This window comes from Halomonas sp. KHS3 (genome assembly GCF_000830495.1).
In the GTDB taxonomy this organism is placed as follows: Bacteria; Pseudomonadota; Gammaproteobacteria; order Pseudomonadales; family Halomonadaceae; genus Vreelandella; species Vreelandella titanicae.
In genome coordinates, this window is the sequence record NZ_JWHY01000007.1 from 121,432 (window position 1) to 134,950 (window position 13,519).

Here is a 13,519-nt window from a genome sequence, read left to right on the forward strand (position 1 = left end):
GAGACGCCATGTATTCCCTGTTGGTGGCGGATGACCATCCGCTGTTCCGAGACGCGCTACAAACCGTGATTAGCGGGGGCTTGGCAGGCAGCCTGCTATTGGAAGCAGAGAGCCTTGCTGATGCAATAACGCTGATTGAAGCGCAAACAGAGCTAGATCTATTGCTGCTGGATTTAAGCCTTCCGGATGCGGAAGGCTTAGAGGGGCTGACAGCACTGCGAGAGGCATTTCCCTGGTTGCCGGTGGCGATTGTTTCTGCACATCAAGAGCGCCAGCTGGTACTCGATGCCATTACCCTCGGCGCGGTGGGCTATATTCCCAAATCCACACCCCGGGAAGCGCTGCTGGCGGCGTTAACGCAGATTCTTGAAGGCCAGCTCTACCTGCCGCCCGATATCATGCGTCGCCCAGCACCGCGCACTTCTGCGGTGCCACCCATTGCAAATGCTTCATCGACCAGCGAGCGGTTGGCGCGTTTAACCGATAAGCAGTTAGAGGTGTTGGCGTGCATGACGACAGGCATGTCGAACAAGCATATTGCCCGGGAGTTGTTGATTGCCGAAACGACCGTCAAAACCCATGTCTCGGCAATTCTGCGCAAGCTGAATGCCACGAGCCGGGTTCACGCCATTGTTATCGCAGGCGAGGAAGATCTAAGCTTTCACCGGGCCAACCGCACGCGTTAGGCTTTATTGAGCAGTGTGGCTAGCAGCATGCGCAGCCGCAGGGGCTTTAACGGTTTGAGCAAGCAGTACATGCCCGCTTCGCGGGTCGCACGCTTAATCTCCGCCTCGTGATTGGCAGTAATCACCACCGCTGCCAAGCCTGGATAACGGCGCTGCAGTCGCGCGGCCAACTCAATGCCGGTTTCGCGGTGATCGCCCAAATGATAATCCACCAGCAATACTGACGGTCGCTCACCGTCGCTGGCAGCCTCTAACGCACTCACCGTGGCAGCGGCGCGCACTCGGCACCCCCAACTGCCTAGCAGCGCCTGCATACCTTCTATAATCGCCAGGTCATCATCAATCACCCAAATGACACAGCCGCTTAGCGGATCCTCTGCAACGTCAGGCAGCGGCGTATAATGAGTGCTCGCCACTGCAGGCGGCGCGGCCGTCGCGTAGGGTACGGTGATCGAAAATAGCGCACCCGCGCCAGGGCTAGAGGCGAGCGAGATCGGTTGTCCCAGCATGGCGCTGATCCGGTCAACGATGGCTAGACCCAACCCCAAACCGCGGCTGTGGGAGCTATTGGGCTGATTAGCGCGGCGAAACTCCAGAAAGATCGCTTCCCGCTGCTGCTCAGGGATCCCGGGGCCGGTATCGCCCACCATAATTTCCAGGCCATCTCGTCTCCGCCGACAGCCCAGCAGCACGCGCCCCTGCTCGGTATAGCGCACCGCGTTGCTTAAGAAGTTGCGGATCACTCGCGCCAGCAACGCTAGATCCGACTCGACCACCGCACTGGAAGGCACGTAGTGCAGTGTCAGCCCCCGCACCCCGGCCACTTGGCGATACTCCTCTGCCAGCGCATCTAGCAGCGTGCTCACCGCGAAGGGCGCTTTATCGGCGTGGAGTACGCCTGCGTCCAAACGCGAGATATCCACTAGCGTTCCTATCAAGCCTTCAACATCTTTCAGCGAACGGCCAATATGGCCGACCAGAGCTTGTGAGGTATCAGGAAGCGAGTGGGTTTCTAACGCACTGGCAAACAGCCGGGCGGCATTGAGTGGCTGAAGCAAATCGTGACTGACCGCCGCCAGAAATTTCGTTTTGGAGAGGTTAGCGGCTTCGGCTTCGGCTTTCGCGGCCAGTAGGCGCGTATTGACCTGGCTCAGTTCGTCTAAGGTGCGGTGCAGCGCATCAGTGCGCTCACGCACCTGTTCGGCAAGTAACACTGAGCGTTCAAACGCGGCATAGGGCGCGGGGTCGGCACCGCTCCCCGTTTCCACCCGCTCCATCAGCGCTTGGCACACTTTACGCAAGCGACGGTTCTCTTCCCGCAGCGCCGCGACATCCGCCGCGTCAGTGTTTGTGGTTAGTTGGAAGAGATCCAAACGCCACCCCCGTAAACGTTTGATTCACATGCATACCATGATGCTGTTCACCGTACGTATTGAACCCCACTACGCCTGCCTGGCGCAGCAACTGCGATGCCTGATCCAACTGTTGTAACGCCTCGAGCTCCATCCTGCGTAGAAAACAGTCGCAGCCAATAATCATGCTCGGCGCGCCTAGGCGGGCACCTACTCCAGCAAGCATCACGCTGAGATTATCCAGTAGCGGCGTGGGCTGCATGGCGGTCAGTACAATGCCGTTTTCCACCGCGCAGTAAAAGCTCAAACTACTGTCGCTATTAACACGCTGAATAGAGCGCACGTAGTGCTGGCCGCCGATGCGTACGGCTAATGGATGACGGGCAAAAATGCCAGCGTTGAGCTGCGCAGGCGCACTACCTACCAGTTCGGCATATACCTGGGCGGCAGGCAACCCGTTGAGTTCTATCACCCGCCGCTGTTCGCGGTCAGCCTCGGTCACTACGAGTTTGTGGGCCAATGGTATTAAGTGGTGGGTTGAAAATACTTCAAAAGGCAGCCGAGTGTTGATCATCACCACCACTGCTGCACGGGTATAAAAGCGCCCAGCGGTATACACATGGGTATGGCTAAGGTGATTGTCGTCACCCGCCGAGCCGCCAAAACTGGGGATACGGCCTAGGGCGGCATCTAAGGTAGCGAGCACCTGCTCTTCACGGCTGGATAAGCCATCCAATAGCGTCAGCGCAAAGCTGTGTTCGTTAATCGGCGCGATGGTTTGTTGGCGGCACTGCTCCAACAGCGTATCGACCAGCGGTTGAGCGTTGGCTAGTTCAAAATGCTCCAGGTCGTCGATCAGCGCCGTTTCAATGGCAAACAGTCGGCGATCAAACCCAATCGCCACGATGGAACCGCGGTCATAGCCTCCAGGGGTTATTTCCCCAGCCGTCGTACAGCCACTTAGCGGCGTGGTGGGAAAACTACTTTTCAGCGCGTCTGCTAGGGCAGCTAAATCATACTCCGCGCTGCAGAAGAACAGCACGAACCCCAAGTGTTCGTGCTGTAAAGCGTCGGCTAACTCCGCCGCTGCCTGGCAAGCATTAGCCTGCTGACTGGCCGCAGTAAGAATACCCTGCTCAACCTGATAAGTGGTCACGGCACCACCTCTCTAGTGCGGCATATGTATGCGCCGCTGCAAGTCTTAACGCGCAGAACGCATCATCAAGCTGCTTGGATGTCGCATGTTGCGTTTCAGCTAATTTTTCAAGCTGCTTCGCCAATTCGGCAAGCTGGTCGGCGCCCATACTCAATGACTCGCCGCGCAGTTGGTGGGCAAGCCGCTCAACCTGCTGTGTCTGCTCTGACGTTAGGGGAGTAGCGGCCAAACACGCAGCCAACTGAGCGGAGTAATCGCTTACTTGCTGATGATATAGCATGATCAGTTGTGTAACGCTCGCCTCCCCTAGCGTCGTTTTCAGCATGCCAAGGGTATCGCTGTTAAGGAGTGATTGCTGCTTGGTTAACGGAGGAGAGACCGCTAATGCCTGTAAAGGCGTTGCGTCTGGGGTTGCAAAAAGTTGTAATGCCAACACGTTACTTAACGCCGCAAGCGACAGTGGCTTAGTGATGTAATCATCCATGCCCGCCGCCAGGCAGCGTTTACGGTCATCTTCAGCCCCCCCGGCCGTCATGGCAACAATCGGCACACTGGCCAGCCAGCCACCCTGTTCCCGCAAACGCTGGGTGACTGCCAGGCCATCCATATCGGGCAGTTGAATATCCATAAAGATCAAATGCACTTGTTGGGATTCGGCCATGGCCAAGGCATCATGGCCGTTCTCGGCCCAGACGACATCGCAACCTAAGCGCGCCAACAAGCCCATCGCGACTTTGCGATTAACGGCATTGTCCTCTACCAGCAGCAGTGTTGTGCCGGTAAAGTCCCGTTTGGGGGATGGGGGCAGCGTACTGGATACGGGGTCGGCGGCGATCAAGGGCAACTCACACCAGAAAGTGCTACCTTGGCCTAATTGGCTTTTTACCCCTAATCGCCCTTGCATGGCTTCGCTTAACCGTTTGCAAATTGCCAGCCCTAGCCCGGTACCCCCAAATCGACGTGCCACCGATTCATCCGCCTGCTGAAAAGGCTCAAATAGACGCTGCTGTTGCTGTTCGCTTAGACCACAGCCCGTATCACTGACCTCAAACAGTAACTGCTCCACCGTCGAAGAGACTCGTACGCTGACATCACCGTGATCAGTGAATTTAATCGCATTGGCAATTAGGTTAAGCAAAATTTGCCTCAGCCGACCTGCATCGACAAGCACCCAGGCAGGCACCAGTGCATCGACATTGACCGATAGCGTTAACCCTTTCATTTTTGCTCGGGGCGCAAATAGCACGACAACACTATCGACCAGCGGCTTGAGTTCCGTAGGCGATGTTTCAAGGGTTAAGTGCCCTGCTTCGATTTTTGAGAAATCGAGAATTTCATTGATCATCGCCAGCAATTGGTTGGCGCTGTCGTGGATCGTATGAGCGTAATCTTCTACCTGAGCGGGGCTGGCGGATTCACGCAGCAGCTCACTCATGCCGATAACACCGTTCAGCGGCGTGCGAATTTCATGGCTGACCATGGCTAAAAAGTCTGACTTTGCCTGATTCGCCGCCTGAGCCTGTTTGGCGGTGACTTCCAGCTGCCGACCAAGCTGCTCCTGGCTCCGCCTTATCGCCGCACTCTCACGCATTTCACGCACCAAAAAAGCAATCACCAGAAACGCCGCTAAGCTCATGCCAATAATCAGGCTCATCAGCAACTTGTAAAGCAGGCTGAGCTGGGCACGCTCCTCCGTCGCCGATTCGGCTAAATAGCCGTTAATAGCAATAACCAGGCGTTCAGTCAGTTGCGTTAGTACCTGTAGCTCATCTTCCAGCGCTGCTATCGGCAGTTGATCAAACACGCCGTAGGGTTCGAATATGATATCCAGCACATCAAGCTGCTGCTGAATTTCTTCCAGTAGCTCACGGGCGGTATCGATCTGCTGCAACAAGTTGCTGACTTCGCCGTCGTTAAGCAGCGTTATACGGCTATAAAGTAGCTCAAAGCGAAGATTTAGCTCCTCGTGAGCCGTCGGAGTTATCGGCTCGCGGGTTGCCGCCAATAAATGATTAAGTAGCTGTACCGCATCACGATCCAGCTTATAAACAACCCAGGCGGTATCTTCCCTCAGGCTTTGGGTTAGATTTTCCTGCCGCCAAGCGGCCAAGGTAGCGACGACCAACGCCGCAGCGAACAGTAACACCGCGACAATGGCAACGAGCTTAAAACGGCGAGGATAACGCAGTAGGTTGGAAGCCTGCGCACTAGGAGCGCTAGAGAACATTAATATGCATAACCTGCCATACCGCTCTAAAGCGGATTTTTTCGCTTAACAGCACTTCATCTTGATCAAAGGGGTAGAGCACCCACAAAGGGCCATATTCGCGAATCGGAATCGCCTCACCGTTTTTTTCGATGGCTAAGATGACATCGTGCTCAATAAAATCACTGACCGGTATTTCGGCTTCGTAACCGTTCAGCGCGGAAACGTGAACCGCATCACTGTCGGAGCTTAATAGCGCCAAAAGATCACGCATTAAAGGGCCACTATAGTGGCTGCGGCCCTCTGTCCACGGCGTGCTGGTATCAAATTCATACTGTGGTAAAGCCGCTAACATGGCCCGGTCAAACTGCGCTTCACTCCCCACATTGGTAAGGTCTATGTTACCACTGACGGTCAAAATAACGGGCCCGTTAGGCACGTCTAGTTCATCGACTGAATCAGCAAGCCCCACCAGGGGAGCGCTGAACATCAGCACGGCCCACCCCATTAACCACGCTTTCACAGTAAACACCTCACGCAAGGTTGCCCGCTGGTTATAGCTCCCAGGAACAATAAAAGAAGACAGCGTAAAGGTTACGCCATCTCCTTAAGCAGGTCAGGGCAAATACTGTTTTTTTCGTCACTGAAACGTTATTTACTGTTCACACTAGGGTTACGATTTGATTTTCTCGAAGGGTTCAAAGCGCACCAAATCTTCGTAGGCGTGCCAACTGGCATGTCCTAGCACAGGCAAAATAAGTGCAAGACCAATGTAAAACGTCATAACGCCAACCAGAACGCACAGGGTAAGAATCACCGCCCATAACAGCATCACGCGAAAGTTACGCGCGACACAGCGTACGCTAGCTTCTATCCCCTCCATAAAGGTTAGGTCTTGATCCATCAAGGTAGGAATCGCTACAACGCTTATGGCGAAGGCGCCAAAGGCTAAAATCCCGCCTGCAACTGTGCCCACTGCCAACATGCCCAGGCCCTCTGAGGTGGTCAGCAGCGCAGTATAGAGCGACGCGGGACTAGGCACTTCAAAACCGAAAAATAGTGCGAACAGCAGCGTGGCCAAACGAATCCAAGCGAGGAAGAAGATCATCATCATGACGCCCATCATCGCCAGCTGACCAGCATGGGGCTTCCAGCTTCCAAACGCATCACCTAGGTTAGGTACTTGTCCACGTTCCAACGCTCGGCTAATACCATAAGAGCCTACTGCCACCAGCGGGCCAATAAACATAAACCCGGCAATCATGGGCAGCAGCCAGTACCAGTAGCCCATGGTGAAGGCGCCAAGAGTAATGGCAATACTCAACCCCACCCAAAACATGCCATAAGAGAGGCTCACTACCGTTGCCCGACGAAAATCCTCTACGCCAGCAGCCAACCACGCCCTGGGTCGATCCAATCCAACCTTGTTAATAGTGATTTTAACGCTGGGTTGATCCGCATGGTGGTTTGTTTTTGTTGTAGCCGCATTCATGGCATCACTCCTGTTGTTCCTGATATAGACCCTGGATTCAGGATTTACCTCTAAGGCATCAACACTCATTACCCGTTGACGGTATTAACACTAAATTAATGGCTTAACATTATTTGTTAATACCCTCTTAATGTAGCTGACCAACGCTGTTTGGGGTGACGCTTTGAGATGCGCGTACAAAAAATCCACGAAACAGCTGTCAACCGCCAATTAAATTGCTGCGTTAGTAAAAACCGATATAGTCAAGACGCGCGACGGACGGCCATAAAAAACTCCGAGCAACTGCCCGGAGTTTTGGGTTTTCCGTACGTGACGCTCTGAATGTCTAGCGCACAATCATTACCGACATTTTGGCATGGTGCACAACGTGCTCTGCATTGGGGCCGAGCACATAATCGACAAACTTACGCTTATTGTGGGAAGCCATGACGATTAGATCGACGTCCAGTTTCTTACCGGCTTTAATAATGGCCTCCCAAGGTGAGCCATCCACAATGACACTTTGTACCTGAATGTCGTCGGGCACATTCGTCTTGATAAAGTCATGGAGCGCATCGGTGATCGCTGTATGCGCTTTTTTGGAGAAGTCCTTGGGGAAGTAGGAGCCCACCATGGGCATACGATAGTCCGGCAGTACCGTCACCACATGAAGCGAGGCGCCAAAAGTTCGACATAGCGTCAGGGCTGTGGGCAGCGCCTTCGACCAGGAAGACTCCTCGTTCAAATCCACCGGCAACATGATCTTGCTATACATGGCACTCTCCTTCATGCGGTGGCGGCAGCTTGCGTGTTATCGCGACGCCGACGCTGCATCAATACGATCAACCCAAAGACCAAGAAGGCAGGAATCCACATTAGCTCCTTAGTCCAGCGGTCGACGGGGGCCAGAACTTCGATGATTTCTTGATCGAAGTCGAAACCGAGCTCTGCCGCTTGGCTGCCGTAGGTCACCATATCAACGGTCGCCGTGCCATCCTCAATAAAGAGCTCCATGCCCAGGTTATTGAGCCGCTCCTGACCTGTTTCGCCTTCAGGTACCGGTAATGTCATGTAAGTGGTCATGGGATCGCCATAATCATCAAGACCCGCAATCTGCAAACGCAAAGTGGAGTCTTCATCCACATCACCCAGCGCTTCGACGAATTGCGCGGGCGGGATGGATTCGTAGGGATCATGAATCATGTCCATCCAGAAACCAGGCCGGAACAGCGTGAACGCAATCAGCAGCAGCACGATAGACTCATACCAGCGGTTGCGCGTAATCATAAAGCCCTGGGTCGCGGCAGCGAAGATCAACATGGCGATGGTCGACACCACAAAGATCAACACCCCCTGAAGGAAGGTCACATCGATGAGTAACAGATCGGTATTGAAGATAAACAGAAACGGCAGCGCCGCGGTACGAAGGCTGTAATAGAACGCCTGGAAACCGGTTCGAATGGGATCGCCACCGGATACTGCCGCCGCCGCAAAGGAGGCCAGCCCCACCGGTGGGGTAACGTCGGCCATGATGCCGAAGTAGAACACGAACAGGTGTACCGCAATCAATGGTACCAGCAAGCCATTTTGAGCGCCCAGGTTGACGATGACCGGTGCCAGTAGTGCCGATACGACGATGTAGTTTGCTGTCGTAGGCAGCCCCATGCCGAGGATCAAGCTAAGCACAGCGGTAAGCAGCAAGATTAGCATCAAGTTGCCCATGGCCAGCGTTTCCACCACTTCGGCTAGCACCAGACCCACCCCGGTCTGGGAGACGGCACCGACGATGATACCGGCGGTGGCCGTGGCAATGCCAATGCCGATCATGTTGCGGGCACCAGTGACCAGGCCATTCCAAAGATCCATCGCGCCTTCACGCAGATCCGCCCTCATATCGCTGCGTCCGCGAAAGATTGACGTAATGGGGCGCTGGGTCAGAATAATGAAAATCATGAAAACGGTGGCCCAGAAAGCCGACAGTCCTGGCGATAAACGTTCCACCATCAGACACCACACCAGCACAATAACCGGCAGGATGTACTGCAAGCCAACCAGCACCGTCGGTTTGGTCTGGGGCAGTGTAAAGATCGGTTGGTTAGGGTCATCGAGCTCGAGCTCTGGGTAACCGGCCGCCAGTTTGAGCAGGGCAATATAAATGACCGTAAGTCCAACGGCTACCACCCAGGGGGTCGCATCCCCCAGTACCGGCTTGAGCCAGCCAAGGCCGTAATAAACAGCCAGGGCGGTGCCCATCATCAGTAGCAAACCACCGAGAAAGCCAATCACTTTATTGACCAGCGGCTTAGGTGGGTTACTGCTTTGCAGCCCCTTCATGTTGGCCTTGAGGGCCTCAAGGTGAACGATGTAGACCAGCGCAATATAGGAGATCAGCGCGGGAAGGAAGGCATGCTTGATCACCTCGACATAAGAGATGCCCACATACTCGACCATCAAGAAAGCGGCCGCCCCCATTACCGGAGGCATAATCTGTCCATTAACCGATGACGCCACTTCAACAGCGCCCGCCTTTTCCGCGGAAAATCCGACACGTTTCATCATCGGCACGGTAAAGGTGCCGGTGGTCACCACATTGGCAATCGAGGAGCCGGAAATCAGACCGGTCATGGCCGAGGCCACCACGGCAGCTTTCGCTGGTCCGCCGCGATAGTGGCCCAATAGTGAGAACGCCACCTTGATAAAGTAATTGCCAGCGCCGGCCTTATCGAGCAGGGCACCGAATAACACAAACAGAAACACGAAGCTGGTTGATACCCCCAGAGCGATACCGAAGACCCCCTGCGTAGTCAACCACTGGTGATTAATCAAGCCAAAGAGGCTCACCCCACCATGGGAAAGAATACCCGGCATCCAAGGGCCAGCCAGGCTATAGAGAAGAAAAACCGACGCTACAATCATTAACGGCGGGCCAAGCGCTCGACGCGTCGCCTCGAGCAGCAGCAGTATCCCTGCGATGCCAATAATAACGTCCTGCAGTATCGGTGCGCCGGGGCGCTGAGATAACTGCTCGTAAAACATAAACATGTAAGCGCCACAGAAGGCCGCCGCCGCTGCAAGCACCCAATCCTGAATCGGAACACGGTCGCGCGGGGAGCGCTTGAGTGCCGGATAAGCCATATACGCCAAAAAAAGCGCAAAGGCCAAGTGAATAGAACGCGCCTCAGTGGCACTAAATACACCAAACCCAAGGACGAAGGGCACTGGCGAAGCGATCCACAATTGAAAAAGAGACCACACTGCCGCAATGCTTACCAAAAGCTTTCCGGGCATGCCGGCTGGCTTGCGGGCTCCTGTGTCGCTGGAGGCGACCATATCCTCCAAGTCTACTCCGGCTCCCGAAGGCCTGTTCTTATCGTCTGTCATCTGCCTGCCCCGCTCCGAGTCGATTGACGCATCATTGCCATATCGAAATGCCCTATCAACATTTTAAACGCCCTATCAACATTCTAAACCAAAATGCGCGGCACCCTGAGGTAACCGCGCATTTCTTACTAAGGTAGTATCACCTTAGGCGTCTGGATTACTCAATCCAGCCTTGTTCACGGTAGTAACGCGCTGCCCCATCGTGCAACGGTGCGGAAAGCCCTTCACTCACCATCTCTTCTGGATCAAGATTTTCGAAGGCCGGATGCAGACGCTTGAAACGATCGAAGTTGTCAAAAACCGCCTTGACGGTCTGATAGATCACTTCTTCGTCAGCCTCAGCGGTGGTGACAAAGGTCGCTGCCACGCCGAAGGTTTCGACATCTTCGTCATTGCCGCGATACAGACCACCCGGAATTACCGATGCGGCGTAGTAAGGATATTCATCGACGATGCCTTGAATGTCTTCGTCGTTCAACGGAATCAGACGAGCATCAACGGTGGTGGTGGCTTCCTGGATGGAGCCATTGGGATGGCCAACCACGTATACCATGGCATCGACGTTATTATCAGCGAGTGCCGCCGCTTGCTCGGCAGCATCAAGCTGAGATGCCAGCGAGAAGGTATCTTCAGTCCAGCCCTTGGCTTCCATCACCACTTCCATGGTGTTGCGCTGGCCCGAACCTGGATTACCAATGTTGACACGCTTGCCTTCCAAGTCATCGAGCGTCTCGATGCCAGAGTCAGCCCGCGCAAGCAGCGTCAACGGCTCACCGTGGACACGGAACACCGCACGCAGCTCTTCGTAGGGCTCGCCTTCGAAATTCCCAGTGCCGTTGTAGGCTTGATACTGAACATCGGATTGAGCGACACCCATGTCCAATTCGCCGGACTTGATGCCATTGATATTGGCGACAGAACCACCGGTGGAAGGTGCATTACACTTAATATCGGCGTCTTCGAGACGATTAACCAAACGACAGATCGACTGACCCACGACGTAGTAAACGCCGGTTTGGCCACCGGTGCCAATGGTGATGAATTGCTCGTCATCCTGTGCCATTGCCGGTGAGGCGAAAGCAGCGGCGGCAAGTAGCGCACCGGAGAAAGCAGTAGTGGAAAATACATGGCGTTTCATGAACACACCTCTTTGTATTGATGTTGTGAGCGTATTTGATGTTACGAGCATCGCACGCTTTGGTCTCACCTGATGAACCGTTCCCTCAGGTGCCCTTGTTCCAAAACGTTTTCAAGACATTCTATTTTCAAGACAAACGGTTACAGGCGACCCATAAGCTGCCTGCTAGCATTACTTTAGCGAAAAAAACCTAATTAGCGAAATGTAATACGCTAAATAATGAATTTCGCTGTCGTCTAATACTCAGTGTAGCGGTCTTCATCGTTTAGGGAACGTTAACTGCTATACCGCCTTTGCATAAGGTACGCAAAAGGGTAAGCCAAATTAGTCAACGTTATAGCCCAAAACGCGCGGCAGCCATAGCGCGATAGCGGGGAAGATTGCCACTAGCGCTAGCGCACAGCCCATTGCAACGACAAACAGCAGCGCCCATCCGATGGTCTGCTCCAAGCGAATTTTGGCCACTTCGGTGGTCACCATCAAATTCACCGCCACCGGCGGGGTAAATTGGCCAATGGCAATATTCATCGCCAACAGAATCCCAAACCACACCGGGTTCCACTCAAAATGCTGCATCACGGGGATCAAAATCGGCATCATGATCAAATAAATCGAGATCGCATCCAACAGCATCCCAGCGACCAACACTGCTAACATCACCAGGATTAGCAGCAAAACGCCGTTATCGGTCAGGCTAATAATCCATTCCGCCAAGTGGCGGAAGGTGCCCAGCATGGTTCCTGCCCAGGCAAAAATCCCCGCCAGAGCGATAATCAGCATCACCACGCCGGAAATAATCGCCGCCTCACCCAATAGCTCCCATAAATCACGCAGCGACAGCTCGCGGGTTAGAAAAAGACCGACAATCGCACCATAAGCAACGGCTACCACGGCCGCTTCGGTGGGTGTAAACAGCCCTGAACGCAAACCACCCAGAATCAGCACCGGGGCAAACAGCGCCGGTATCGCCTGTTTAAAAGTGGAGCGCACACTTAGCCTTTCAGCCCCCTCTATGGGTGTGCCGCCCTCCCAACCGTAGCGTTTGGAAACGAGCATAGCGGGCACCAGTAGCGCCAGCCCCGCCAGAATACCGGGAAATAAACCTGCTGCGAAAAGTGCGCGTAAATCGACGCCCGGCACCACGATCGAGTAAAGAATCAGCGCCACTGAAGGGGGAATGAGAATCGCCGTCGAGGCAGAGGCGGCAATCAGCGTGGCGGAAAACGGCTTGGGGTAGCCCGCTTTGGTCATACTCGGCAGCATCACCATCGCAACCGCCGCGGCATCAGCAGGGCCTGAGCCACTCATTCCGCCCATAATCATACACACCAGCACCGCCACCAAGGCCAAGCCACCGTGGCGCGGGCCAATCAAAGCCTGGGCAAAACGCACTAAACGCAGCGCTACACCGGAACGTTCAAAAATAAGCCCGGTTAAGATAAACAGCGGAATCGCAATCAAAGGGTACTTGGCAATACTGTTATAGGTATTGGTACCCATCGTTGCGAGCATGTCCGGTGACAAACCCAGCACGATGCCAACGGCCCCGGAGAGCGCCAGCGAAAACGCTACCGGCACCCCCGCTATCAGCAGCCCCGCAAACGCCAGTATCATCCACACATCAGGGCTCATCGGTGAGCCTCCCCGTTAAACGGTCGGCGGTTTGCTGGCATAAGCGCCACACCATGGCCGCAGAAAGCACGGGCAGCCAGACTAAATACCACCACTGAGGCAAGCCAAGCCCTGGTGACAGCGACTCCCACTGATACTCTTGCCAGGCCATCTTGCCGCCATACCAGGTGATCAAACCCAGCACGGTGGCACCGCAAAGCGCTTGAAAAAGGATCAGTGCACGACGGTACTTGAGCGGCAATGCCCGTTCCAAAAAGCCAATACGAATATGGCGGTTACGCCGCAGCGCCACCGAGGCACCGGCAAAGGTCAGGACTACCAACAAAAACACAGAAAACTCTTCGGTAAATGAAAAAGAGCCGCCGGTTAAGTAGCGAGTAATCACATTACCAAGACTAATCAATGAGATAATGATTAATGCCAGCGCGCCCAGCCAACGTTCAGGGCGCGCATCAGGAAAGCCTTTCATGGCAGCCTCACAGCAAAAAACTCCCAGC

11 protein-coding genes are annotated in these 13,519 nt (G+C 54.5%); 1 reads left to right on the top strand and 10 read right to left on the bottom strand.

The genetic code is table 11. The features are described 5' to 3' along the window. The first annotated feature begins 8 nt into the window (after nucleotides 1-8). The gene (locus tag RO22_RS16500; protein WP_022522294.1) at nucleotides 9-686 is read left to right on the top strand and encodes a response regulator; all 678 of its coding nucleotides are present in this window, start codon (nucleotides 9-11) and stop codon (nucleotides 684-686) included. Here RO22_RS16500 and RO22_RS16505 read toward each other — a convergent pair. The 10 genes from RO22_RS16505 to RO22_RS16550 all read right to left on the bottom strand — a co-directional run bounded on the left by RO22_RS16505 (nucleotide 683) and on the right by RO22_RS16550 (nucleotide 13,491). After that, the gene (locus tag RO22_RS16505) at nucleotides 683-2,059 is read right to left on the bottom strand and encodes a hybrid sensor histidine kinase/response regulator (RefSeq protein ID WP_022522293.1); all 1,377 of its coding nucleotides are present in this window, start codon (nucleotides 2,057-2,059) and stop codon (nucleotides 683-685) included. The two genes, RO22_RS16500 and RO22_RS16505, sit on opposite strands and share 4 nt — an antisense overlap. Then, on the bottom strand, nucleotides 2,028-3,194 hold the full coding sequence (nosP, locus tag RO22_RS16510) for a nitric oxide-sensing protein NosP (protein ID WP_041158853.1): 1,167 nt from the start codon (nucleotides 3,192-3,194) through the stop codon (nucleotides 2,028-2,030). The genes RO22_RS16505 and nosP overlap by 32 nt, the downstream gene beginning before the upstream one ends. Further along, nucleotides 3,175-5,421, bottom strand: a complete 2,247-nt coding sequence (locus RO22_RS16515) for an ATP-binding protein (RefSeq protein ID WP_041158854.1) — start codon at nucleotides 5,419-5,421, stop codon at nucleotides 3,175-3,177. The genes nosP and RO22_RS16515 overlap by 20 nt, the downstream gene beginning before the upstream one ends. Then, a complete protein-coding gene (locus RO22_RS16520) occupies nucleotides 5,411-5,908 on the bottom strand; it encodes a molybdopterin-dependent oxidoreductase (RefSeq protein WP_051052028.1) in 498 nt (165 codons plus the stop codon). Before RO22_RS16520 ends, RO22_RS16515 begins: the two co-directional genes overlap by 11 nt. Before the next feature lie 165 nt (nucleotides 5,909-6,073). Then, complete coding sequence (locus tag RO22_RS16525) at nucleotides 6,074-6,892, bottom strand: DUF2189 domain-containing protein (RefSeq protein ID WP_022522289.1); 819 nt, start codon at nucleotides 6,890-6,892, stop codon at nucleotides 6,074-6,076. Nucleotides 6,893-7,217: 325 nt separating this feature from the next. Then, a complete protein-coding gene (locus tag RO22_RS16530) occupies nucleotides 7,218-7,646 on the bottom strand; it encodes a universal stress protein (RefSeq protein WP_027958076.1) in 429 nt (142 codons plus the stop codon). A gap of 11 nt (nucleotides 7,647-7,657) precedes the next feature. Next, nucleotides 7,658-10,252 (bottom strand): TRAP transporter permease, encoded by a 2,595-nt coding sequence (locus tag RO22_RS16535; RefSeq protein WP_022522287.1) that lies wholly within the window; start codon nucleotides 10,250-10,252, stop codon nucleotides 7,658-7,660. A gap of 157 nt (nucleotides 10,253-10,409) precedes the next feature. Next, nucleotides 10,410-11,390: a TAXI family TRAP transporter solute-binding subunit gene (locus RO22_RS16540; protein ID WP_022522286.1), complete on the bottom strand. Its 981-nt coding sequence runs from the start codon at nucleotides 11,388-11,390 to the stop codon at nucleotides 10,410-10,412. Nucleotides 11,391-11,714: 324 nt separating this feature from the next. Next, entirely contained in the window at nucleotides 11,715-13,022 is a 1,308-nt protein-coding gene (locus RO22_RS16545) for a TRAP transporter large permease (RefSeq protein ID WP_009287381.1), read from the bottom strand. Beyond that, nucleotides 13,012-13,491, bottom strand: a complete 480-nt coding sequence (locus tag RO22_RS16550; protein WP_027958078.1) for a TRAP transporter small permease — start codon at nucleotides 13,489-13,491, stop codon at nucleotides 13,012-13,014. Before RO22_RS16550 ends, RO22_RS16545 begins: the two co-directional genes overlap by 11 nt. Between the last annotated feature and the right edge of the window lie 28 nt (nucleotides 13,492-13,519).

Excerpts from the sequence above, each read along its gene's own strand:
- RO22_RS16500 (WP_022522294.1), top strand. The coding sequence starts at position 9 with ATGTATTCCCTGTTGGTGGCGGATGACCATCCGCTGTTCCGAGACGCG.
- RO22_RS16515 (WP_041158854.1), bottom strand. The coding sequence starts at position 5,421 with ATGTTCTCTAGCGCTCCTAGTGCGCAGGCTTCCAACCTACTGCGTTAT.
- RO22_RS16520 (WP_051052028.1), bottom strand. The coding sequence starts at position 5,908 with ATGGGGTGGGCCGTGCTGATGTTCAGCGCTCCCCTGGTGGGGCTTGCT.
- RO22_RS16525 (WP_022522289.1), bottom strand. The coding sequence starts at position 6,892 with ATGAATGCGGCTACAACAAAAACAAACCACCATGCGGATCAACCCAGC.
- RO22_RS16530 (WP_027958076.1), bottom strand. The coding sequence starts at position 7,646 with ATGTATAGCAAGATCATGTTGCCGGTGGATTTGAACGAGGAGTCTTCC.
- RO22_RS16535 (WP_022522287.1), bottom strand. The coding sequence starts at position 10,252 with ATGACAGACGATAAGAACAGGCCTTCGGGAGCCGGAGTAGACTTGGAG.
- RO22_RS16540 (WP_022522286.1), bottom strand. The coding sequence starts at position 11,390 with ATGAAACGCCATGTATTTTCCACTACTGCTTTCTCCGGTGCGCTACTT.
- RO22_RS16545 (WP_009287381.1), bottom strand. The coding sequence starts at position 13,022 with ATGAGCCCTGATGTGTGGATGATACTGGCGTTTGCGGGGCTGCTGATA.
- RO22_RS16550 (WP_027958078.1), bottom strand. The coding sequence starts at position 13,491 with ATGAAAGGCTTTCCTGATGCGCGCCCTGAACGTTGGCTGGGCGCGCTG.